The sequence below is a fragment of the Rahnella bonaserana genome, from assembly GCF_019049675.1.
In the GTDB taxonomy this organism is placed as follows: Bacteria; Pseudomonadota; Gammaproteobacteria; order Enterobacterales; family Enterobacteriaceae; genus Rahnella; species Rahnella bonaserana.
On record NZ_JAFMOW010000066.1, the window covers coordinates 194303 to 217872 of the forward strand.

Sequence of the window (23570 nt, forward strand, 5' to 3'; positions counted from 1 at the left end):
ACAAAAAGAAAAGCCAGCTCAAGGGAGATTGAGCTGGCCAAGGAGGTGGTTCCTGGTATAGTCCGGTGCTTTATTTTGCATTCGAAGTAAATTGCGAATGCATATTATCCAGCCCGGTCAGAAATAGATGTGATCGAATTCTTGTTTTCGACCAAAACATTATTTCGAATGCGGATTACGGGTGTCCGTTTCTTCCAGATTACGCAATAAAATGGCGAACTCCAGATTGACGTCTTCCGGCAGTGCGACATACACCATGTGGCCGTTACCCGGCGCCACGTCGGTTGGCTGGCCTTTCTTATTGCGCAGGGCTTCCAGTTTGAACTGAACGTTGCCTTGCGGCGTCATCATTTCCACACTGTCACCGACGCAGAATTTATTCTTCACATCAATTTCTGCCCAACCATCCATCCGATTACCGGTGAATTCGCCGACAAACTGCTGGCGGTCGCTGACAGAGAAACCATATTCGTAGTTCTGCTGTGCATCGTGAGTATGGCGACGCAGGAAACCTTCGGTGTATCCGCGATGCGCCAGACCTTCCAGCGTGGAGAGCAGCGTCGGATCAAAAGGCTTACCGGCGACAGCATCGTCAATGGCCCGGCGATAAACCTGTGCGGTGCGCGCGCAATAATAGAAGGATTTTGTACGTCCCTCGATTTTAAGCGAATGCACGCCCATTTTAGTCAGAGTTTCCACATGCTGAATGGCGCGCAGGTCCTTGGAATTCATAATATACGTGCCGTGTTCGTCTTCAAACGCGCTCATGTATTCGCCAGGGCGCAGGGCTTCTTCCAGCATAAAGACTTTATCTGTCGGCTGGCCGATGCCTAATGTCGGTTCTGCGGCTTCCACCTGCTGAACCTGGATCGGTTCGTACTGATGCACGATATTGCCGATGGCGTCTTCTTTGCCTTCCTGCACTTTGTATTCCCAGCGACAGGCGTTAGTACAGGTTCCCTGATTCGGGTCACGCTTATTGATGTAGCCGGAAAGCAGGCAGCGGCCGGAATACGCCATGCACAGCGCACCGTGAACGAAGATTTCGATTTCCATATCCGGCACCTGTGCGCGGATCTCGGCGATTTCTTCCAGCGACAACTCGCGCGATAAAATCACACGGGTCAGGCCCATTTGTTTCCAGAATTTCACCGTCGCCCAGTTCACGGCGTTAGCCTGCACCGAAAGATGAATGTCCATCTGCGGGAAGGCTTCGCGCACCATCATGATAAGACCCGGATCGGACATGATCAGGGCATCGGGCCCCATGTCGATAACGGGTTGCAGATCACGGATGAAGGTTTTCAGCTTGGCGTTATGCGGGGCAATATTCACCACCACATAGAATTTTTTCCCCAGAGCATGGGCTTCATTGATGCCGATTTCCAGATTCTGGTGGTTAAATTCGTTATTACGAACGCGCAGGCTGTAACGTGGCTGACCGGCATAAACCGCATCAGCGCCATACGCGAAGGCGTATCGCATGTTTTTCAGGGAGCCGGCAGGGGAAAGGAGTTCCGGAACAAAAGAATCGCGGGTAAACATAGTCAATCTCAGTCTGATCACAGGTCAGGGCCGTCCCGGATGCGGGGCGACGAAAGGTCAGAATTGTAACGTCTGAGTTGATCAAAAGCAGCCATTTCGTGTGGGTATTACAGCGCTATTTCGACTATTCAGGAGCCAGATCAATTTCCTCCTGTGCTCCTGAATAGCTAAAAACGGAAATCATTGAGAACTACTGCGTCAAATCGCGGATATCAGTGCTTGCGCCGTTTTTCACCACCGACTGAACACCTTTTTTCGATGCGCTTTCCGTGGTGTACATTTCGCTGATACCAATTACCTGATGATTTTTAGCCTTCAGCACAAAGTAGAACTGACCATCTTTTGAGGGTTTAACTTCGTATTGTGCTTCATCAGGGGAGTTGGTCTGAACCGATGTAATCCCGTTTTCTGCTGATGCTTTACTGGCATACATTTCACTGGTGAGAATAATCTCTCCGTTCCCGGCCTTCAGGTTAAAGTGAAACTGTCCATTCTTCGCTTTTTTCAGATCGTAGTGACCATTAGCCATAAAGGTAATCTCCATCAGAGGGGTTATTTTCCAGAGATAAGTGTAGTTAATGGAAACAGTTTCGCGGCGGCAGGAAAGATTTAAGACATGAAATGTGAACTGGCCGACAGACTTTCAGAAACTTTACAAAACTGAATTGCCGGCCATTTATTCGTTATAAGTTATTCGTTATGCCAAATGACAGGGTTCCGCTTCCCAGCGATAGCCCACGCCATAGACGGCGCGAATAAACGCCTTTTCTCCATCCAGTGATTCGAGTTTACGGCGCAGGTTTTTGATATGGCTGTCGATGGTACGGTCTGTGACGACGCGGTAGTCGTCATAAAGATTATTGAGCAGTACTTCGCGGGTAAACACGTAACCCGGTTTGACGGACAGCGTTTTAAGCAGGCGGAATTCTGCCGGAGTCAGTTCCAGTTCATGCCCCTGGAACGTGGCCTGAAAGCGGGCTTCATCAATGTGCAGACCGTTATCTCTGGGTACATTTTCATCCTGACGTACGCAGCGGCGCAAGATAACCTTCACGCGGGCCACCACCTCACGGGGGCTGTAAGGTTTGCAGATATAATCGTCGGCACCGATTTCCAGCCCGAGCAGGCGATCGATTTCTTCCGTTTTTGCCGTCACCATCATGATCGGCACATCGGAAAACTGACGGATATCCCGGCAGATCGACAGGCCACTGCTGCCAGGCAACATCAGATCTAACAAAATCAGTGCCGGCGGCTGGCTTTTAACCTGCGCGATAACGTCATGTCCGTCCGCCAGCCATTGCGTGGCATAGCCCGCCGCTTCGAGATAATCGATTAACAGCTGAGCAAGTTTAGGCTCGTCTTCCACAATCAGAATTTTTAACGGCGCCGGGCCGGACAATGCAGAGTCGTTCATTCAGTTTCTCGGGCCTGATGTAACAGAGAGCGGCAGGACGATCGTAATACGAACGCCACCCGCCGGAGAGTGGCTGGCGCTGATCTGCCCGCCGTGCGCTTCGACAATATTCTGGCAAATGGCCAGACCTAACCCCGAACCGCCACTGGCGCGATTGCGCGAGCCTTCGGTGCGGTAAAAACGTTCGAAAATACGGCCAAGCTGTTCATCGCTGATGCCCGGCGCGCTGTCCTGGAACATCAGATAAAGTGATTTATCCCTTATTTCGCCCCGGATCTCCAGACCGCCATTCGGGTCAGTATAGCGCAGACTGTTTTCCAGCAGATTATTGAAAAGTTGCGACAGACGCTGCGGATCGCCAAATACTTCGGCGCTTTCCGGCAGATGGCTGGTCAGGGTTAACTGCTTGGCATGGAAACGATCGCGCGAACCAGCTTCCGCCAGTTGCACCAGATGTACAACGTCGGTGTCCACTTTGCGGTATGCCAGCGCACCGGCATCGGAAAGCGAAAGCTGATGCAAATCGTCCACCAGCTTGGTCAGAATCGAGACTTCGGATTGCAGTGATTCCAGCGAGCTGACACTCATCTTACGCACACCATCCTGCATGGCTTCCAGTTCGCCACGCAGAACGGCCAGCGGAGTGCGTAATTCATGGGAAATGTCCGCCATAAACGCCCGGCGCATCTGCTCATTTTTCTCCAGTGTCATCGCCAGCTGGTTAAAATCCTGCGCCAGTTTTCCCAGTTCATCTTCACTGTCGACCTTCACCCGCGTGCTGAAATTTCCCGCAGCCAGCTGATGGGTACCGTTCACCAGCCGTTTCACCGGCGCAAGCATTCCGCGGGATAAAACCCAGGTGACAGCAGCAGCCAGCAAGGCGGTAAAGGCCACAATCATCCAGCTGGTGCGGCTTTGCTGGCGTTCGAAATTAATATCAGCGTCACGGGTCAGGCGTTCGGCAGGCGTCGAAATCACCGAGCCGATGACCACGCCATTGACGGTCATCACGCGGCGCGGACCTTGTAAATCCGGTGGAACAGGCTGGTCATACCCGCCGATCCGATGATCGTGACTGTCGAGGATCCAGAACTTCGTGCGCCATCCCTGCGGCGGCATTTTCGGGCTGCTATTTTGTTCGAATGAACGCATTATCTGATAGATCAACCGGTCATTGGTTTCGAGAAACTCCCAGCTGCCATGCTGTTTGTACTGCTCCTGCAAGGTGTCAGCCAGCAATTCGACGCGCTGTTCGTTGCTCTGACGGATGTAGTCGATAAAGCCCCGCTCGAAGCTCATCCGTACGCCCCAGTTCATGGTGATCAGCACCAGTGCGCAGGTACAAAAAATGGCCATAAACAACTTGGCGGTAATACCAGGTTTCATGATTTTCTCATCGGATCAGGGGAGCCGGCCGCAGCGCGACGACGGTCGATAATGGCATTTTTCTGCGTATCAGGTGGTACTTTGGAGAATACCCAGGCTGGCAGGGCGATCACCAGCGCCATCGACATATAACAATACAGGAACGCGGTGTGCATGGTGGCGCTGTCCGGTGTAATGGCCTGCTGATGGGCGAACACTCCAATCAGCAAACCGGCGACACTGACGCCTAGACTCATCGACAACTGCATGATCATCGACAGCAAACTGTTGCCGCTGCTGGCAAGGCGCGACGGCAGGTCTTTAAGCGTCAGCGTATTCATCGACGAGAAGCGCAGGGAGTTCACCATTCCCTGGAAGAACAAGACAATCGGGATCATCCAGACCGCACCGTAAATCGCCACCAGCGGGAAAATCAGTGTGATCAGCGCCAGCAGCAACGTCGCGCTGACCAGCGCATTCCGGTAACCCAGTTGATTGACCAGCCGGACAACCACGCGTTTCATCCCCATACTGCCGAGCACCATCGGGATCATCATCAGTCCGGCGTGGAAAGGTGTAAAGCCCATACCGAGTTGCAGAAACACCGGTGTCATAAACGGCAGCATGCCGCTGCCGATACGCCCGAGCAGACTGCCGATCAGGCCAATTTTAAAGGTCGGGGTATGGAACAGGCGCAGGGAAAACAGCGCGGAAAGATTGCCGCGAGCATGCATCCAGTAAATACCCAGAGCACCGCCGCCGACAACTACCAGCAGGACAATTTCCAGCACGCTCAGCCCCATACTGCGGCTGCCTTCCAGCGCCAACGTCAGCGTGGCCATACACACCGCCAGCATCACAAACCCGCTGATATCAAAGCGTCGTGTCTGCATTTTGTAATTGGGCATAATCATTAAGGTGGCGATACAACCGGCCAGACCGACCGGAAGATTAATCAGGAAAATCCAGTGCCAGCTGGCGTATTGCACCAGAAAACCGCCCAGCGCCGGACCGAGTAACGGGCCGACCTGACCGGGTAATGTCACCATGGTCATCGCTGCCATGTATTCGCTGCGCGGGACGATTTTCAGCACCGTCAGCCGCCCGACCGGCACCATCATCGCACCGCCGATCCCCTGAACGATGCGCGACATCACCAGTTCACGCAGGCTTTCCGATTGTGCGCACAACAGCGAGCCAAGCGTAAACAGCACAATGGCCGAAAAGAATACCCATTTAACGCCGACTTTATCCGCCAGCCAGCCGCTGGCAGGCAGCATCACGGCGACCGTCAGCACATAAGCAACGACGACGGAATGCATGTGCAACGGGTTTTCGCCCAGACTGCGTGCCATCGAAGGCAGCGCGGTATTCACGATTGTGGTGTCCAGGGCCTGCATAAAAAAGCCGAAGGCGACAATCCACAACTGCCAGCGCACCGAAGGCGGCAGGGGAGCAGAGGGCGCTAAGGTATCAGTGTTTTCAGATTTCATGAGTCATCACATCAGCACAATCATTGTCGCGGCATTTCAGGAGGGAAATCCACCATTAGACCAGGCTCACAGTGTAGCCAGAATGTTTCAGCAGAAAATGGAGGAAATAAGGAGAGTCTTTCCCATTTTTTGACAATTCTTCTGACAATAAAGAATAGCTTTCAGCCTGACATTTTATATCAAAATGCTATGGTTGACCTTTGATCACAAATCGTTCGCATGCAAAGTAAGTTAAATCAGACCTTATGAAAGGGAGAGAATAATGAGCAAAAGAGAACTGGGTCGTTCAGGTATTCAGGTGCCGTTGCTGACGTTTGGCGGCAATGTTTTTGGCTGGACGGTCGATCAGACGGCTTCCTTTAATCTGCTTGATGCCTTACTGGATCATAAACTGAATTTTATAGACACCGCGGATGTGTATTCGAGTTGGGTTGAAGGCAACAAAGGTGGGGAATCGGAAACCATTATCGGCAACTGGCTGAAAAAAACCGGTAAGCGTGACCAGATCATTCTGGCGACGAAAGTCGGCAAACCGATGGGCGAAGGTAAAGTGGGTTTATCGCCACGCTATATTAAAGAAGCCGTGGAAGCCTCGCTGAAACGCCTGCAAACGGATTATATCGATTTATATCAGTCGCATGATGATGATGCCGATACGCCACTGGCCGAAACCATGGCGGCATTCGATGCTCTCATCAAAGAAGGGAAAGTGCGTGCCGTTGGCGCTTCAAACTACAGCGCGCCACGTCTGGCCGAAGCGCTAAAAGTCAGTCAGGAAAACGGGCTGGCACGTTATGAAACGCTGCAACCGCAGTACAATCTGTACGACCGCAAAGTGTATGAAGAAGCGCTGGAAAAAGTCGTTACGGATAACAGTTTAGGCGTGATTAACTTCTACGGTCTGGCCGCCGGCTTCCTGACGGGAAAATACCGCACTAAAGCCGATGCCGGTAAAAGTAAGCGCGGTGAAAGTGTGATCGCGCGATGCCTCAACGAACGCGGCCTGAAAGTGCTGGCGGGGCTGGATCAGGTGGCTGAAAAGCACGGCGCACAGCCAGGGCAGGTGGCACTTGCCTGGCAGATCGCCCGCCCAGGCATTACCTCGCCGATTGTCAGCGCGACGTCACTGCAACAACTGAATGAGCTGGCACAGGCTGCAACCCTTAAACTGGATGACGCGGATATTAAGACTTTAAATGACGCCAGCGCCTGGTAAAATTGGGTTCTGAAATATAAAAAAACCGCCTGATTCAGGCGGTTTTCGTTTATCTGCATCTTTAAAACTTAGCGAAACAACGTTTGTGCCCAGCGTGCCAGACCGGCGGTGACTGAGCCGAAATCATTGCCACCGACCAGCGGGATACCCGGTAACTGCGTCTGTAATGCAGCACGCAGCAGTGGCGAACGCGCACTGCCGCCGGTCAGGTAAATTACGTCAGGTTTAATTTCACTGCTGGCCAGCGCCAGACTGACCTGTTCCTGAATGCGTTCCAGCGGCTGAGAAATCGCGTCACTCAGTTGTTGCTGACTGATAGTTTCCGCCAGACCGGATTCAATGAAGTCCATGGCAGCCGTTACGCTTTCGCGTTCAGAAAGGGCAATCTTACTTTCTTCTGCGGCACGCACCAGACGATAACTCAGACGCTGTTGCTGGACTTTCAGCAGGCGTTTGATGAGATCCGGTTGCGCAGCATCGCGGATCAGATCCCGCAACATACGGCCATTTGCCACGCTGTAGAAATCTAACTGCGCAGGAACATCGTTCGTCGCCACAGCATTCCAGTAAGGCAGGGCCGGAATAGCGATACCTTTTTGTGTCTCGCTGCCCATACCAAACTGCGGCGTGAGCTGTTTGAACGCGGTCATGATGTCCAGATCGTTACCGCCAACGCGGCAACCACTGTGTCCGAGCAGGCTGTTCTGACGCTCAGCTTTATCGCGCCACTGCGGGCCCATCAGCAATACCGAGCAGTCTGTGGTGCCGCCGCCGATATCGACGACCAGCACGGTTTTCTCTTCCGTCAGGGTGGCTTCGAAATCCAGACCTGCGGCGACCGGCTCAAACTGGAACGCTATATCGCGGAAACCGGCGCGCTCAGCGGCACGTTGTAAAATGCCCTGCGCCTGAGCATTGGCCTCTTCACCGCCCATACCCTGGAAGTTAATCGGGCGGCCGATCACGGTCTGTTCAATACTTTCCTGCAATACGGATTCAGCCTGACGCTTGATGTGGTACATCATTGCGCAGACCAGATCTTCAAACAGGGCAATCTGTTGAGGTTTCAGGCCGTTCGCACCCAGGAAGGATTTAGGCGAGCGGACAAAGTACACCTCTTCCGGATCTTCCATATAGGTCGACAATGCCTGCAAACCGAAATGCACGCTGTTAGCATTAACCGGAATATCTTCCTCACGGTTAAAGCTGATGCTGCGGCGCAACAGTGCCAGATTTTCATCACTGCCTGCCGGAACCTGTCCGTGACGGTTCAGCCACTCGCTGACCGCTTCACGTGTCGGCGCACAAAGCATGGAGGGTAAATAAGGATCGTTATTTTCTAACGCCAACAGATGGGCGTTATTATCGCGCATTACCGCAACTGAGCAATTCGCAGTACCGTAGTCAAATCCAATAAACATCATTGTTCCCCATGCCAAAGAAGGGACGGGACTTTACCGGAGAGATGCAGATTCATCAAGTCAGTGGGGCGGAAATAGAAGGAATTCCCTCTCCTGAGACGAGAGGGAATAAACTACACAGAATGACTTCACTTCTTTTACTTCAAGAGCGCCTGCGCTTTTGCGACAACATTATCAACCGTAAAGCCGAACTCTTTAAACAGTTGCTCTGCTGGCGCTGATTCCCCGAAGGTAGTCATACCGACAATTGCGCCGTTAAGGCCGACGTATTTGTACCAATAATCGGCGATACCGGCTTCTACCGCCACGCGCGCGGTCACGGCTTTCGGCAGCACAGATTCGCGGTAAGCCTTGTCCTGTTTGTCGAACACATCAGTCGAAGGCAGGGAGACGACCCGCACTTTAGTACCCGCTGCGGCCAGTTTATCCGCAGCTTCTACCGTAATGCCGACTTCAGACCCGGTGGCGATCAAAATCACTTCCGGTGTGCCTTCAGAGTCTTTCAGCACATAACCGCCACGAGCCACGTTTGCCAGCTGTTCAGGGGTACGCGGTTGCTGAGTCAGGTTCTGACGAGAGAAGATCAGTGCAACCGGACCATCATTTCGCTCGATCGCATATTTCCATGCTACGGCGGATTCCACCTGGTCAGCCGGACGCCACAGGCTCATGTTGGGTGTCACACGCAGGCTGGCCATTTGTTCAACCGGCTGATGAGTCGGGCCATCTTCCCCTAAACCGATCGAATCGTGGGTATACACGAACACGTTGCGGATTTTCATCAGCGCCGCCAGGCGAACCGCGTTACGGGCATATTCGACGAACATCAGGAAAGTCGCAGAATACGGCAGGAAACCGCCGTGCAGCGCCAGGCCATTGGAGATAGCCGTCATGCCGAATTCACGGACACCGTAATGGATGTAGTTACCCGCGAGGTCTTCAATCAGCGATTTTGAGCCCGACCACATGGTCAGGTTACTTGGCGCAAGGTCTGCGGAACCGCCAAGGAATTCAGGCAAAATTTTGCCAAACTCTTCCAGCGTATTTTGCGAGGCTTTACGGCTGGCGATATTCGCAGGTTTGGCCTGCAAACCTTCGATGAATGCCTGTGCTTTGGTTTCCCACTCAGCAGGCAATTTGCCATTTACGCGTCGGTCAAATTCAGCCGCCAGTTCAGGATACGCTTTGGCATAAGCCGCAAATTTATCGTTCCAGGCTTTTTCTTTGGCTTTACCGGCTTCTTTGGCATCCCAGGCGTCATAAATATCTTGCGGGATTTCAAAGGCCGGATAGTTCCAGCCCAGCGCCTTGCGGGTGGCGGCGACTTCATCGGCGCCCAGTGCGGCACCATGCGCCTCGTGGCTACCCGCTTTATTCGGAGAACCAAAGCCAATCACCGTTTTGCACATCAGCAGGGAAGGACGGTCAGTGACTTGATGAGATTCTTCAATTGCCGCTTTAATAGCGTCGGAGTTTTGTCCATCAATTCCACGGATGAGATGCCAGCCGTATGCTTCGAAACGTTTGGCCGTGTCATCGGTAAACCAGCCTTCGACGTGACCATCAATGGAGATGCCGTTGTCATCGTAAAACGCGGTCAGTTTGCCGAGTTTCAGGGTACCGGCCAGCGAGCAGGCTTCGTGGGAAATCCCTTCCATCATGCAGCCATCACCTAAGAAAACGTAGGTATGGTGGTTGACGATTTCGTGATTTTCGCGGTTAAACTGCGCGCCAAGCGTACGTTCCGCAATCGCAAAACCCACGGCGTTGGCAACACCCTGACCCAGCGGGCCGGTGGTGGTTTCCACACCTGGCGTATAACCGTATTCAGGATGTCCTGGCGTTTTGGAATGCAACTGGCGGAAGTTTTCCAGTTCGCTCATTGGCAGGTCGTAACCGGTCAGGTGCAGCAGGCTGTATTGCAGCATCGAGCCGTGGCCATTGGACATCAGGAAGCGGTCGCGATCTGCCCATTTCGGATTGGTGGGATTGTGATTCATGTAATCACGCCACAAAACTTCGGCGATGTCAGCCATCCCCATCGGGGCGCCGGGGTGTCCGGAATTCGCTTTCTGGACGGCATCCATGCTCAGCGCACGGATAGCATTCGCTAGTTCTCTACGAGAAGGCATATTTTTCTCCGGATTGGTTACTTTACTGAGTCAAATGACAGAAGCGCGTAAGTGCCACTACTCTGCCAGCTGACTCAGCTGAGATTAGATTTTCAAACTACGGCTGAAACTAAAGTTGTGCTGAAAGCATATCTTCGAGTTTCTTCTGATCGACGGCGAACGCGCGAATACCTTCCGCCAGTTTTTCAACGGCCATGGCGTCCTGATGGTGTTCCCAGAGGAATTCAGCCTGCGTAAGAGGTGCTGGTTTTTTCCCACCTTTAACGGAAGGCTGTAACTTACGTTCAACCGGTTCATTGCTGGCTTTCAGTTCTTCCAGCAGGTTTGGAGAAATGGTCAGACGGTCACAGCCTGCCAGCGCCAGGATTTGTTCCACTTTACGGAAACTGGCACCCATGATGACGGTCGGATAATCGTGAGATTTGTAATAGTCGTAGATATCGCGAACAGATTTCACACCCGGATCTTTTTCCACATCATAAGTCGCGTCGGGATCTTTGGCTTTGTACCAGTCATAGATGCGGCCAACGAACGGGGAAATCAGATAGACACCGGCTTCAGCACAGGCACGGGCCTGAGCGAATGAGAAGAGCAGAGTCAGGTTACAGTTGATCCCTTCTTTTTCCAGTTTCTCTGCGGCTTTGATCCCTTCCCAGGTTGAAGCCAGTTTGATCAGAATGCGCGATTTATCAATGCCCTGATCCTGATACAGGCCAATCAGTTTACGGGCCTTTTCGATACATAATTCACTGTTGAATGACAGACGGGCATCGACTTCTGTCGAGATGCGGCCTGGCACGCTTTTCAGGATTTCCACCCCGATATTAACGGCCAGTTTATCTGTGGCATTTACCACCTGAGTCTCTTTGCTGCCGCCTTGCTTACGGGCATAGTCCAGCGCGTCTTTAATCAGGTTTTGGTATTGCGGCAGGTCGGCTGCTTTGAGGATCAGCGAAGGATTGGTGGTCGCATCCTGAGGCTCGAAATGACGGATAGATTCAATGTCACCGCTGTCGGCAACGACGGTGGTGATTTTTTTTAGTGCGTCTAACTGGTTCATCTCTTAGCTCCTTAGCGAGAAAAAACGATACAGCAATAAGGTCGACTGACTCTGATTCGTAGGGCTCCTACCCTGCATCATTCTGTTAACAAACTGAATGCGCTTTTTCTGATTACTGCAATGGGTCTCAACAATGGCGGCCTTTGTTGCTGCGTAAACTGGGCGTCTGACGAGAAAAGCGCAAGGACAAACTTTAAGCTTAGTTGATTTTTACGAGACGTCTTCCATGAATGAAAAGCAAACAATGTAACGGTCAATTTTTGGTCGATATTCATCCTTTGTCGTGGCAGGGTTATCTATACTGGTCAGCGGGAAAACTGATGCTGATGTTTCCCCGTACCTGTTGTCTCTGCAAAAAAATAAGAAACAAGAAAAGGACCCTACGATGGACGAACAACTCAAGCAAAGTGCGCTCGATTTTCATGAATTCCCGGTGCCCGGAAAAATTCAGGTCTCGCCCACCAAACCCCTCGCCACACAACGTGATCTGGCGCTGGCTTATTCACCTGGCGTGGCCGCCCCCTGTCTGGAGATCGCCAAAGATCCGCAGGCCGCTTACAAATACACAGCTCGCGGCAATCTGGTGGCCGTAATCTCGAACGGAACCGCGGTTCTCGGCCTGGGGAATATCGGCGCGCTGGCCGGTAAACCCGTGATGGAAGGGAAGGGGGTGTTGTTCAAAAAATTCGCGGGTATCGACGTGTTTGATATCGAAGTCGATGAAAACGATCCGGATAAACTGATCGACGTGATCGCCGCGCTGGAGCCGACGTTCGGCGGCATCAACCTTGAGGACATCAAAGCGCCGGAATGCTTTTACATTGAGAAAAAGCTGCGCGAACGTATGAAGATCCCGGTGTTTCATGACGATCAGCACGGCACCGCGATTATCTGTACGGCGGCGGTCCTCAACGGTTTACGCGTGGTGGGTAAAAATATTTCGGATGTGCGGCTGGTGGTGTCCGGCGCGGGGGCTTCTGCTATTGCCTGCCTGAATCTGCTGGTTGCGCTCGGACTTAAACGCCACAACATTACGGCCTGTGATTCCCGTGGTGTTATCTATAAAGGCCGCGAAGAAAATATGGCAGAAACCAAAGCGGCGTACGCTATTGACGACAACGGGCAGCGCACGCTGGCCGATGCCATTCCGCAAGCTGACATCTTCCTCGGCTGTTCCGGCCCCGGCGTTCTGACGCAGGAAATGGTGATAACCATGGCGAAGGATCCGCTGATCCTGGCGCTTGCCAATCCTGAACCGGAAATTTTGCCACCGCTGGCGAAAGCGGTTCGCCCTGATGCCATCATCTGTACAGGTCGATCTGATTATCCCAATCAGGTCAACAATGTGCTGTGTTTCCCGTTCATTTTCCGTGGCGCGCTGGACGTAGGTGCAACCACCATTAATGAAGAAATGAAACTGGCCTGTGTTCATGCGATTGCCGATCTGGCGATGGCAGAACAAAGTGATGTGGTGGCATCAGCCTATGGAGAAGAAGAGCTGTCTTTCGGCCCGGACTACATCATTCCGAAACCCTTCGATCCGCGCCTGATTGTGAAAATTGCACCCGCCGTGGCGAAGGCTGCTATGGATTCCGGCGTGGCGACGCGGCCCATTGAGGATTTTGATGCTTACGTCGAGAAGCTGGCCGAATTTGTTTACAAAACCAATCTGTTCATGAAACCGATTTTCTCGCAGGCGAAGAAAGATGCCCGACGGGTGGTGATGGCGGAAGGGGAAGAAGAACGGGTATTACAGGCCACGCAGGAGTTGATTTCCCTTGGGCTGGCCAAACCTATTCTGGTTGGACGGCCAAGCGTTATTGCCATGCGAATTAAGAAACTGGGGCTGCAACTGGAAGCTGGCCGGGATTTCGAAGTGGTGAATAACGAATCTGATCCGCGCTTCAATGAGTACTGGCGCGAATATTATGAACTGATGAAACGACGCGGCGTGTCGCAGGAGCAGGCGCGGCGGGCGGTGATTGGTAATCCGACACTGATTTCCGCCATCATGCTGTTGCGCGGTGAAGCTGATGCGATGATTTGCGGCACGGTCGGCACCTATCATGAGCATTACGACATCGTGGAGAAAGTGTTTGGTTTTCGCGAAGGAGCGCACGTTGCCGGTGCCATGAATGCGTTGCTGCTGCCAAGCGGCAATACCTTTATTGCAGACACTTACGTTAACGACGATCCGACGCCGGAACAGCTTGCAGAAATCACTCTTATGGCGGCAGAAACGGTGCGGCGTTTTGGTATTGAGCCAAAAGTTGCGTTGCTTTCGCATTCGAGTTTTGGCACTTCAGACAGTCCGGCTGCACTGAAAATGCGGCGCACGCTGGAACTGGTGAATGAGCTTGATCCTGAGCTGGAAATTGACGGCGAGATGCATGGTGATGCTGCGCTGATGGAAAGTATCCGTCAGGACATCATGCCGGACAGTCCGCTGAAAGGTTCGGCTAATATTCTGATAATGCCGAATATGGAATCGGCACGTATCAGTTACAACCTGCTGCGGGTATCGTGCTCTGAAGGCGTGACCGTCGGACCGGTACTGATGGGAGTATCGAAACCGGTACATATTCTGACACCGATTGCTTCGGTACGCAGGATTGTGAACATGGTGGCTTTAGCCGTGGTGGAGGCGCAGACCGAGCCTCTTTAATCCTGACTCTTTAAACCTGCCTCTTTAAGCCTGAAAGGGCGCCGCAACAGGTGCCCTTTTTAATGAAATGACGGGCTCAGTATTTCACTTCGCCGATCCGCTCCAGCGCATCGACGATCAGATCCCAGAAACGCTGATGGTCGAGTTTTACCGCGACCTGCGTATGGCAATCCGGCGGCGGTGGGGCGCGGAAATCGGCAACGGTCATGCCCAGCGTCAGCGTGCCGGTCAGCTCAATATCCACGGGCACTTTTTGCACCGTCATGACGTTCGGATCAATCACGTAAGCCACGGCGCAAGGGTCGTGAACCGGCGGCGAATCAAAGCCCTGACGATCTTTGTAACTCAGGCCGAAGAAATCGAGCAGCTCACCGACAAATTTGGCGGGCTGAGTGCCAACCGCAGCAATACGCGCAGCGACTTCCGGCGTGGCAAGCGCCTGATGCGTGAGATCTAATCCGACCATGGTCAGCGGCCATTTTTCGTTGAACACGATATGGGCGGCTTCAGGATCAATCTTGATATTAAACTCGGCGACTGCGCTCCAGTTACCGACATGATAACCGCCGCCCATCAGCACCACTTCTTTCACGCGGTCAGCAATACGCGGCTCTTTACGTACCGCCATCGCAATATTGGTCAGCCCGCCGGTCGGCACCAGCGTGATCGTTTTCGGTGGATGGGACATGATCAAATCAATGATCAGGTCGATGGCGTGAACCGGCTCCAGTTTGATGGCCGCTTCCGGTAGCACCGGCCCGTCGAGACCTGATTCGCCGTGAATTTCATCAGCCACTTCAATCTGGCGTACCAGCGGACGCGTTGCGCCTGCGGCAAACGGCACGCCGGTGAGATTGATCACGCGTGCGACTGCCAGCGCATTGCGGGTGACTTTTTCCAGTGTCTGATTGCCGACCACAGTGGTGACGGCCAGCAGTTCGATGTCAGGGTTACCGTGAGCCAGTAACATCGCGATTGCGTCGTCATGCCCCGGATCGCAGTCAAGGATGATCTTTTTGACCATTTCTTATTCCTTTAATTAATGTAGTGGTACTTCGGTTTCGACAGCCAGACCGGATTATTTTTTGGCTTGTTGCAGCCACTTATCCAGTTCATTGGCAAATTGCTGGCGGTCGCGCTGATTAAGCGCAGGTGGTCCACCGGTCTGCACGCCGCTGGCGCGCATGGTGTCCATAAAATCACGCATATTCAGGCGCTCTTTAATGGTTTCAGTGGTGTAACGTTCGCCGCGAGGGTTGAGCGCTACACCGCCTTTTTCAATCACTTCCGCTGCCAGAGGAATATCTGCGGTGATGACCAGATCACCGGGCTCGGTGCGTTTGACGATTTCGTTATCCGCGACGTCAAAACCGGCTTCCACTCGCAGAGTTCGCAGGAATTTCGACGGCGGTGTGCGTATGATTTGGTTAGCCACCAGCGTCACCATCATGCCGGTACGCTCAGCGGCGCGGAACAGCACTTCCTTGATGACATTCGGACAGGCGTCGGCATCAACCCAGATTTGCATTAGCTTTGCTCTCCGTTTACAGAGGGTCCTTTTTCAGCCAGCCAGTCGCGAACCGGCAGAAAATCGCTGTACAGCGCGGCTTCCGGGCTGCCATCTTCCGGCTCGTAGCCATATTCCCAGCGCACCAGGGGCGGCATCGACATCAAAATAGATTCTGTACGCCCGCCGGTTTGCAGGCCAAACAGCGTCCCGCGATCCCACACCAGATTGAATTCAACATAGCGGCCACGGCGGTAAAGCTGGAACTGACGCTCGCGTTCGCCCCACGGCATTGCTTTGCGTTTTTCCACAATCGGCAGATAGGCGTCGGTGAAGCCGTTGCCGACGGCCTGCATAAAGCTGAAACAGGTATCGAAATCTGGCGAGTTCAGATCGTCAAAGAACAAACCCCCGATCCCGCGCGCTTCATTGCGGTGTTTGATAAAGAAGTAATCGTCGCACCACTTTTTATATTTCGGATATACATCCTCGCCAAACGGCTGGCAAAGCTGCTGCGCGGTCAGGTGCCAGTGGCGGGCATCTTCTTCAAAACCGTAATACGGTGTGAGGTCGAAACCTCCACCGAACCACCATACCGGCGCTTCACCTGGTTTTTCGGCAATGAAGAAACGCACATTGGCGTGGCTGGTCGGAATATAAGGATTCAGCGGATGAATAACCAGTGAGACACCCATCGCCTGAAAACTGCGACCGGCAAGTTCAGGGCGATGTGCCGTGGCGGAAGCCGGAAGGGTGGCACCGGAAACATGTGAGAAGTTCACGCCAGCCTGTTCGAATACTGCGCCATGGGTCATAACCCGGCTCTGACCACCACCGCCTTCTTCGCGAACCCACTGGTCTTCAGCAAATTGACCTTTGCCATCGGCAGCGGCAAGTTGCTGGCAAATGTGGTCCTGAAGCTTGAGCAGGAAGGTTTTGACTTGCTGGATGTCGGGAATGGATTGGCTCACAGGCTAACTCGCAGACGTTGACTGAAAAGACATTCAGCGCCTTGCGGGCGCTGAATGATAGAAAAGTGGACATTATTATATACCCAAAACCCTGCGGGTCACCAAAGGCGCTGCTTTTGGTGTGGGAAAGAGGTTATCGGGGTTTACGCTCGTTGGCGTCGAAGTAACTGAAAAAGTTAACGATACCCTGGGAAATCGCCTGTGCAATTTCACGACGGAACGCCGTAGTGCTGAGCAGCTGTTCTTCCTGATGGTTGGTGATAAATGAGGTTTCTACCAGAATTGACGGGATCGAGGGTGATTTCAGAACGGCAAATGCGGCCTGTTCAGTTTGCTGACTGTGCAGATGATGGATAGGCCGGATCCTGTCGAGCACGTGATGCCCCAGCGTCAGGCTGTTTTTAATGGTGTCGGTCTGCACCAGATCGAATAACACCTGTTGCAGGTAATTGTTGTCTTCTTTAGCGTATTTCGCTCCGGCAACCAGGTCGGCGTCATTTTCTTTTTTCGACATATAACGCGCCATGGCACTGCTGGCACCGCGGTTTGACAGGGCAAAAACCGACGCACCAGAGGCGGTCGGACTGGTGTAACCATCGGCGTGAATGGAAACGAAAAGGTCTGCCTGATGCTGATGCGCCAGTTCAACACGCTGATAGAGCGGAATAAAGTGGTCAGAATCGCGGGTCAGTTTGACTTCAATATGGCTTTGCTCACCTAAGAATTCCCGCACATAGTTGGCGATTTCCAGCACCACGTGTTTTTCTTCCGACCCCTCATGGCCGACAGCGCCGGAGTCAATACCACCGTGGCCGGGATCAATCATCACCAGCTTTTTTGCGCCCGGTGGCTTAGGCGCCGGTGCCGATTTGGTGATGTGTTCCTGTTGTGCCGCACTGGCAGAGCGTGAACCAAAGGCGGCAATCGCTAAACCGAGTCCGGAAAGCAGTAACTGGCGGCGTGTGGCGGCAGCAGGAAGCGGCTGGAAATGCAGAAATTTGTTCAGGGGGTTTAACATCAGTCCGTTACCGTCAGAAAAAAGGCAGAATGCTCTATGTTATAGAGTATCTTTTTTATAGATTCGATCTGAGAACTATTACTTTTTATGAATATTGTGTCGCGGATGAAATTAAGGGCGAATAAATATTCGCTGATAAGAAGGGAATATCCTCTGCTGGTGCTGAATTTGCGGTTTAAATTCATTCATAAAGCAGACAATCTGTGATTTTGATGTTGCGTATCAAACAGATCACGCGATAATCAAATAAACCCCTATTAACAGCGGCGAACAGTGATGGAAATTCGCGTATACCGTCAAGAAGATTTTGAAGAAGTACTGACCTTATGGGAGCGTTGCGATCTGCTGCGCCCGTGGAACGATCCTGAGCTGGATATCGAACGTAAAATCAACCACAGCCCGGAGTTTTTCCTGGTGGCTGAAGTGGGTGGTGAAGTGGTAGGCACCCTGATGGGAGGTTACGACGGTCATCGCGGTTCGGCTAATTATCTCGGGGTCCATCCGGATTATCGCGGACGCGGCATTGCCAACGCTTTGGTTAATCGTCTGGAGAAAAAACTGATTGCCCGTGGCTGCCCGAAAATGAATTTAATGGTACGTGCTGAAAACGATGCAGTGGTCAGCATGTATGAAAAACTGGGTTATGAAATCTCTGACACTTTGCTGCTCGGCAAACGTTTGATCGAAGATCAGGAGTACTAATCTACCCATTGTTCTTCAAGTTGCAGATGCGTTGGCTGCTTTTACTCGCCCGAATCACTAACTTATGTAAGCTCATCGGGACTCACTCACTTGCCGCCTTTCTGCAACTCGAATTACAAAGGGTATATATGTTGTGTAATAAATAAAAAAGCCCCGGCAGAATCACTTCTGCCGGGGCTTTTAACTTTCTGGATTACTTGATGATTTTGACGCTCTTCACGTCCACTTCCACAGAGTTCCAGTCTTTATCGACTTTACCTTCGATGCGGATTTTATCTTTTGGCGAGACGTTCTGTCCCTGCCAGCGTTTACCGTCAATTTCTACATTCAGGGTGCCGGTATTATCGCGGAAAATGTACTTATCGTGGTCGATACGCTGATCCAGATAGCCTTCCAGCATGATCCATTGATCATCTTTCATGGTCTGGGCATCTTTCACGGTGCTCAGCGCAGTGGTACCGGTGAAGCCGCCCTGTGCTGCGGGCTGTGCCTGGGATTCCTGTGCTGACGGGCCGTTAAAGCCGCCGGTTTGCTGGGCAAACGCCGTCGCTGAACAAAGTGCAATGAGGGTTGCCAGAGTGATCTTCTTCATCATAATAGGTCTTCCTTAATTTAATGTTTCCGGTGTACCGGCAACTATGACATCGTTTCGGATGTCTTGCCGTGCTGGAGACCATTAAAGCAGACTGTTCTTAACAGTTTCTTAAGTGCATACCCGGCATACTTCAAATTATTTTGGATGTGTCCTTGAGCGATTGTTAACTTTCACCTTATTTGCAGGAACGTTGTTCTTTTTATGAACCCGGATGATTATAACGACCACGGTATGTTGCGATTGCCACTGTGGTTCTGGACGATTTTAATTTTGCAGGCACGAACCTGGTTGTTGTTTGTGATGGCGGGTGCTTCCCGCCAGCAGGGAAGTGATTTGCTGACGCTGTTTTACCCCGATCAGCAAAGTTTCTGGTCCGGGATGTTGCTGGGCTTGCCGCCTGCGCTGGTGTTTTTGCTCAGTGGTCGTCGTCATGTCTGGCCACGCATCTGGCAGGCCGGGTACTGGCTGCTTCTTGCCGGGATGTTTGTCACTTTTGCATTGCAGGCTCTGGGATTATGGCAAAGTACTGACATGATTTCTGGTGTGGATATCGTGCTGGCATTACTGGATGCGGCAGCACTGGCGTATTGGTTATTGAGCCGCCGTTTGCGCGCCTGTTTTGACGCCTCACACCGTCTGGCCTGAAGCATATTCCCCTTTGGACTGAACTTTTTTGCCAGAAATACACTCGAACTGGCGCTTAACAATAATTGTTAAAATATTAATTCACTGTCGGTTTGTCCGCCAGGCCGTGCCGGCCAACGGGAACGGGCAGAAAAGGAGTATGGAATGACTGTTCGCTTGCGTGTTCGCCCCCTGTTGCTGGTGCTGCCACTGATCCTGACTGGCTGTTCGTCGATGTCTAACATGTCGTGGCCAAGTGTTTCATGGTCGGGCATGAATCCGCTCAACTGGTTTGGCAGCAGCCTGACGGTCAGCGATAAAGGAGTCGGCGGGATAACAAGCAGCACGGCGCTGACAGAAACGGCCATTAAAGATGCGCTGGACGGTGATTATACCTTGCGTAGTGGCATGTCGATGAGCGGCGGAAAAATGCTGAGCTTCTTCCAGGCGATGGATGGCAAGGACGTGAAAATGTCGATCAGCGGCGAACCAAAAGGCAACGTTCAGCGTGTTGACGTGCTGGATCCTAAAGTTGAAAGTGAATGGGGCGTTAAAATCGGCACGTCCTTCAGCAGCCTTTACAGCAAAGCCTTTGATGTGTGTGTGAAAGGCGAGGGGGATGACGCGCAGAATATCGAATGTAAAGCGCCGCAAAGTGCTCACGTTACCTATGTCTTCAGCGGGATCTGGCATGGCCCGGAATCCCTGATGCCGTCGGACGACGCGCTCAAAGACTGGAAGGTAAGCAAAATTATCTGGCGGGCTAATCCGGTTCAGGCTTCAACCGCTCAGTAAAACCTGTTTCTCAGCTTAATAACTCCTCAATGCCTTGCCTTCGCGCAAGGCATTTTTATTGACATCCGGTATGATGTCGCCGGTCAAATTAACGAGGATGAGAAGATGACTCAGGTTCAGAGCGGCATTTTGCCCGAACATTGCCGTTTCGCGATTTACATCGAAGCGAAAGCTCAGGGTGACCTGGATGCGCTCCGGCAGGGCTGCCGTGCATTTGTGGCCGTACTGGAAGACATGCAGAAAAAATTTCCCACCGAACATCTTGGTGCGGTCGTGGCCTTTGGCAACGATGTGTGGCGTGATTTATCCGGCAATCAGGGCGCGGATGAACTGAAATCTTTCGAACCGCTGGGCAAAGGTCTGGCACCTGCTACGCAGCGCGATATGTTGTTGCACATACAGTCCCTTCGTCATGATGTTAATTTTGCGCTGGCGCAGGCGGCACTGAAAGCGTTCGGCAGTTCTGTTGTGGTTGAAGAAGAAATCCACGGTTTCCGTGCGCTTGAAGAACGTGACCTGAGCGGTTTTGTCGACGGCACTGAAAACCCGAAAGCAGAAGCCCGCGCACAGGTGGCGATTATTCCTGAGGGCAGCGTCGATGCCGGCGGCAGCTATGTAATGGTTCAGCGCTGGAAACATAATCTGGTGCAATGGGAACGCTTCTCCGTGCAACAGCAGGAAGAAGTGATTGGCCGCACCAAAGAAACTGATGAAGAACTGGATTCAGAAACTCGCCCGGACACTTCCCACGTCAGTCGCGTTGACCTTAAAGAAGATGGCAAAGGCCTGAAAATTTTGCGACAAAGCCTGCCTTATGGCACGGCCAGCGGCGAACACGGTTTGTATTTCATCAGCTATTGCGCCCGTCTGTGGAACATTGAAAAACAACTGCTGAGCATGTTTGGTGATCTCGATGGTAAACGTGACGCGATGCTGCGTTTCACTCGTCCGGTGACCGGCAGCTACTATTTCGCGCCCTCACTGACGCGTCTTTTAGCGCTTTAAGTTCCTCCAGCACATCCCCCATGGGCTGAGAAATACCCACATAAAATGACAGGCATAGAGATTTATATTCTTAATTATTAAGTAATTAATACGATGAGATAACTCTATGCCTGCCCTGTACTATGTCATAAATTCTTTAAAGTTAGGCTGACTTGTGATGGCCGTTAGCTGCCACTGATGAGTTGTGAGGCTCCATCGGCACTGACGGAAGGTCGGGATATATGACCATTTTCCGGGAGCTCTTGCTCAATGTTTCAGCCCGTAATCCTCCATCACCAGCAGCATCAAGTGAGCTCTTAATGGCTCATTGGTTACAAACAACGTAATTTTCACGGCCAGAACGAAGAGTGTGTCAGGTACTGATCCTGCCCCGGAAGAGTGAACCAGAAAGGCGATGCATAACATCACCAATGTTGGCTATTTCACGCAAGACAGCGTTATCCAGGAGTAAATAGAATTGTTTACAGATTCAACTACTACATCGCTGGATGTCCATTTGTAATTAGCTTTGCTTAATATATTATTAATGTTTTGTTTATGTATTTTTTTGGAGTTTATTAATTCAGGGGTAATCAATGAGTTATAAAAAACTTTCCATTATTTTTTGGCGTGAACTTTAATTTCGGTGGGGATTCATTCTCTCCATCTATGTGATTTTGCTTAATAATAAGTATAATCTCCGCAATGAAATATTTGATGTATATATATATTAATGTCATGGATGTTGGTTTCTTATAAAGGAATTATTATGCGGAAATTAGTATTACTTTGCGGCGTCGTGGCGTTGCTTTCAGGTTTGGCACAAGCGCAGAGCGGAAAAATTAATTTCACTGGTGAGATTATCGACACTGCATGCGAAGTGGATACAAATTCACAAAATTTGGATGTTAATCTGGGCAGAGTCAGCAAAACGGATTTTAGCGGTGCGGGAACTGTTGCATCAGAGACTGCATTTAAACTCAATTTGAAAAATTGCCCTGAAGTTACAACGGCAACGATCAAATTCGATGCGACACCTAAAGATGGCGATTATAACGTTATTGATATCAGTGCAGATAGCGGTGCCGCGAAAGGAGTGGGTGTACAAATTCTGGACTCTGCTCGTAAAGTGGTGCCCCTGTATACGGCTTCCAGTCTCTATGACCTGGCAGTGGGTGATAACTCGCTGAAGTTCACAGCGCGCTATTACGCTACCGGAGAGGTTACGTCGGGCCCTGCCAACGCGGTTGCAAACTTCACTGTTAATTACAACTAATTGATGCCCTGATAATAATAGCCTCTTTGAGGCTTTTATTATTACGACTAGAAAAATTAACATTTCAATATTCGTTTTATATGAAGATATTTGTTAAATGATGAAGTCCTTTAAATATGTTTTATCCGGATTCTTACTCACGTATATATATGCTGCACAGGCAGGTGTTATCGTAGGGGGTACGCGTGTTATTTATGATGGTGCCAAAAAGGAGATGTCACTCAGCGTTGAGAATCCGGATAAAATTGAATATTTAATTCAGTCCTGGGTGGAGAATATTGAGGGAAACAATTCCAAAGCTCCGTTTGTTATCACGCCTCCTTTATTTCGTCTGGACAGCGGACAAAAAAATATTCTGCGCATTGTAGGTACGGGGAATTTGCTTGCTGATCACGAATCATTGTTCTGGCTGAATATTAAATCTATTCCTTCCGTTGAGAAGCGTGACAACACGTTGCAACTGGCGATTAAAACCCGAATCAAACTGATCTACCGGCCGGAAGCGCTGAAAGGTGTTTCTCCAGAGGAGGTCACAGACAAACTCGTCTGGAAAAAACAAGGTAATAAATTGCTTGTTAATAACCCGACGGCCTATTACATGAATTTCTCTACAGTGACCATTAACGGCACAGCCGTAAAAGATGCACTGTGGGTCGCGCCGCGTTCTGATGCCACATTTTCATTACCAGCCGGTTCATCCTCAAATGAGGTGCATTGGAAATTGATCAGTGATTATGGGGCGGCAGGAAATGATCACCATGCGGGCATATAAACTTTTTCTGAC

Annotated in this window: 21 protein-coding genes; 8 read left to right on the forward strand and 13 right to left on the reverse strand. The window is 51.5% G+C overall.

What is annotated here, in order from left to right:
• Positions 1-159 precede the first annotated feature (159 nt).
• The 5 genes from trhP to mdtD form a co-directional block, all read right to left on the reverse strand.
• Entirely contained in the window at positions 160-1545 is a 1386-nt protein-coding gene (gene trhP / locus J1778_RS18415) for a prephenate-dependent tRNA uridine(34) hydroxylase TrhP (protein WP_217174394.1), read from the reverse strand.
• Positions 1546-1735: 190 nt separating this feature from the next.
• Positions 1736-2074: a YegP family protein gene (locus tag J1778_RS18420; RefSeq protein ID WP_217174395.1), complete on the reverse strand. Its 339-nt coding sequence runs from the start codon at positions 2072-2074 to the stop codon at positions 1736-1738.
• A 168-nt stretch (positions 2075-2242) separates the two neighbouring features.
• Complete coding sequence (gene baeR / locus J1778_RS18425; protein ID WP_217174396.1) at positions 2243-2962, reverse strand: envelope stress response regulator BaeR; 720 nt, start codon at positions 2960-2962, stop codon at positions 2243-2245.
• Complete coding sequence (gene baeS, locus J1778_RS18430) at positions 2963-4348, reverse strand: envelope stress sensor histidine kinase BaeS (protein WP_217174397.1); 1386 nt, start codon at positions 4346-4348, stop codon at positions 2963-2965. It abuts the gene before it with no gap.
• The gene (gene mdtD, locus J1778_RS18435; RefSeq protein ID WP_217174398.1) at positions 4345-5820 is read right to left on the reverse strand and encodes a multidrug transporter subunit MdtD; all 1476 of its coding nucleotides are present in this window, start codon (positions 5818-5820) and stop codon (positions 4345-4347) included. Before mdtD ends, baeS begins: the two co-directional genes overlap by 4 nt.
• 262 nt (positions 5821-6082) lie before the next feature.
• On the opposite strand from mdtD, the gene J1778_RS18440 reads away from it, so the two are divergent.
• On the forward strand, positions 6083-7036 hold the full coding sequence (locus J1778_RS18440; RefSeq protein WP_217174399.1) for an aldo/keto reductase: 954 nt from the start codon (positions 6083-6085) through the stop codon (positions 7034-7036).
• A 68-nt stretch (positions 7037-7104) separates the two neighbouring features.
• Here J1778_RS18440 and yegD read toward each other — a convergent pair whose 3' ends face one another.
• From yegD to tal, 3 genes are all read right to left on the reverse strand, one after another.
• Positions 7105-8457 carry a molecular chaperone gene (gene yegD, locus J1778_RS18445; RefSeq protein ID WP_112288891.1) on the reverse strand — a complete coding sequence of 451 codons (1353 nt, stop codon included), beginning with the start codon at positions 8455-8457 and terminating at the stop codon, positions 7105-7107.
• Positions 8458-8594: 137 nt separating this feature from the next.
• The gene (tkt, locus tag J1778_RS18450; RefSeq protein ID WP_217174400.1) at positions 8595-10589 is read right to left on the reverse strand and encodes a transketolase; all 1995 of its coding nucleotides are present in this window, start codon (positions 10587-10589) and stop codon (positions 8595-8597) included.
• A 109-nt stretch (positions 10590-10698) separates the two neighbouring features.
• The gene (gene tal / locus J1778_RS18455; RefSeq protein ID WP_217174401.1) at positions 10699-11649 is read right to left on the reverse strand and encodes a transaldolase; all 951 of its coding nucleotides are present in this window, start codon (positions 11647-11649) and stop codon (positions 10699-10701) included.
• A gap of 385 nt (positions 11650-12034) precedes the next feature.
• On the opposite strand from tal, the gene maeB reads away from it, so the two are divergent.
• A complete protein-coding gene (maeB, locus tag J1778_RS18460) occupies positions 12035-14314 on the forward strand; it encodes an NADP-dependent oxaloacetate-decarboxylating malate dehydrogenase (protein ID WP_217174402.1) in 2280 nt (759 codons plus the stop codon).
• Between the two features lie 76 nt (positions 14315-14390).
• Here the strand turns inward: maeB and uriH are convergent, their stop codons facing one another.
• The 4 genes from uriH to amiA all read right to left on the reverse strand — a co-directional run bounded on the left by uriH (position 14391) and on the right by amiA (position 17810).
• Positions 14391-15338 (reverse strand): uridine-preferring nucleoside hydrolase UriH, encoded by a 948-nt coding sequence (gene uriH, locus J1778_RS18465; RefSeq protein ID WP_217174403.1) that lies wholly within the window; start codon positions 15336-15338, stop codon positions 14391-14393.
• 54 nt (positions 15339-15392) lie between these two features.
• Positions 15393-15842, reverse strand: a complete 450-nt coding sequence (locus J1778_RS18470) for a YaiI/YqxD family protein (protein ID WP_112288886.1) — start codon at positions 15840-15842, stop codon at positions 15393-15395.
• Positions 15842-16792 carry an oxygen-dependent coproporphyrinogen oxidase gene (gene hemF, locus J1778_RS18475; RefSeq protein WP_217174404.1) on the reverse strand — a complete coding sequence of 317 codons (951 nt, stop codon included), beginning with the start codon at positions 16790-16792 and terminating at the stop codon, positions 15842-15844. Before hemF ends, J1778_RS18470 begins: the two co-directional genes overlap by 1 nt.
• A gap of 133 nt (positions 16793-16925) precedes the next feature.
• Positions 16926-17810 carry an N-acetylmuramoyl-L-alanine amidase AmiA gene (gene amiA / locus J1778_RS18480; RefSeq protein ID WP_120131685.1) on the reverse strand — a complete coding sequence of 295 codons (885 nt, stop codon included), beginning with the start codon at positions 17808-17810 and terminating at the stop codon, positions 16926-16928.
• A 276-nt stretch (positions 17811-18086) separates the two neighbouring features.
• Between amiA and J1778_RS18485 the strand changes: the two genes are divergently transcribed.
• A complete protein-coding gene (locus tag J1778_RS18485; RefSeq protein WP_013574419.1) occupies positions 18087-18512 on the forward strand; it encodes a GNAT family acetyltransferase in 426 nt (141 codons plus the stop codon).
• 193 nt (positions 18513-18705) lie between these two features.
• Here the strand turns inward: J1778_RS18485 and J1778_RS18490 are convergent, their stop codons facing one another.
• Complete coding sequence (locus J1778_RS18490) at positions 18706-19104, reverse strand: YgiW/YdeI family stress tolerance OB fold protein (protein WP_217174574.1); 399 nt, start codon at positions 19102-19104, stop codon at positions 18706-18708.
• 204 nt (positions 19105-19308) lie between these two features.
• Between J1778_RS18490 and J1778_RS18495 the strand changes: the two genes are divergently transcribed.
• The 5 genes from J1778_RS18495 to J1778_RS18515 all read left to right on the forward strand — a co-directional run bounded on the left by J1778_RS18495 (position 19309) and on the right by J1778_RS18515 (position 23558).
• Positions 19309-19752, forward strand: coding sequence for a DUF2919 domain-containing protein (locus J1778_RS18495; RefSeq protein WP_120161602.1), 444 nt, complete (start codon positions 19309-19311; stop codon positions 19750-19752).
• Positions 19753-19896: 144 nt separating this feature from the next.
• Positions 19897-20526, forward strand: coding sequence for an RpoE-regulated lipoprotein (locus J1778_RS18500; protein WP_217174405.1), 630 nt, complete (start codon positions 19897-19899; stop codon positions 20524-20526).
• A gap of 105 nt (positions 20527-20631) precedes the next feature.
• Positions 20632-21531, forward strand: a complete 900-nt coding sequence (locus tag J1778_RS18505; protein WP_217174406.1) for a Dyp-type peroxidase — start codon at positions 20632-20634, stop codon at positions 21529-21531.
• A 748-nt stretch (positions 21532-22279) separates the two neighbouring features.
• On the forward strand, positions 22280-22786 hold the full coding sequence (locus tag J1778_RS18510; protein ID WP_217174407.1) for a fimbrial protein: 507 nt from the start codon (positions 22280-22282) through the stop codon (positions 22784-22786).
• A gap of 100 nt (positions 22787-22886) precedes the next feature.
• Positions 22887-23558 carry a fimbria/pilus periplasmic chaperone gene (locus J1778_RS18515; RefSeq protein WP_217174575.1) on the forward strand — a complete coding sequence of 224 codons (672 nt, stop codon included), beginning with the start codon at positions 22887-22889 and terminating at the stop codon, positions 23556-23558.
• Positions 23559-23570: the final 12 nt, after the last annotated feature.